Origin of the sequence: Microvirga sp. HBU67558, assembly GCF_018069605.1 — a bacterium.
GTDB lineage: Bacteria > Pseudomonadota > Alphaproteobacteria > Rhizobiales > Beijerinckiaceae > Microvirga > Microvirga terrae.
Map to the genome: position 1 here is coordinate 1 of NZ_JAGPUP010000142.1, position 330 is coordinate 330.

At 68.2% G+C, this 330-nt stretch carries 1 pseudogene; it reads left to right on the forward strand.

Annotated elements, in window-relative coordinates:
* Positions 1-330, forward strand: a pseudogene (locus tag KBI52_RS00585) (methyl-accepting chemotaxis protein); the annotation flags it as partial.

A 330-nucleotide genomic window follows, 5' to 3' on the forward strand; every position in this document is an offset into this window, starting at 1 on the left:
CCTCGGCGGCCACCGAGATGGAGGCCACGGCCCAGTCCATGACGTCGATCGCCGGCCAGACGACCAGCCAGTCCCTCGCCGTAGCGTCCGTCGCTCAGCAGACCTCGGCCAACGTGCAGACGGTGGCAGCCGCCACCGAGGAGCTGTCGATCTCGATCCGCGGGATCGCCAGCCAGGTGGCGCAGTCCTCGCAGATCGCCGAGCGCGCGGTCGAAGGCGCTCAGCGCACCAACGGAACGGTTCAGGAACTGGCCACGATGGCCGACAAGATCGGCGACGTGGTGCAGCTGATCAACACGATTGCGGGCCAGACCAACCTGCTGGCGCTCA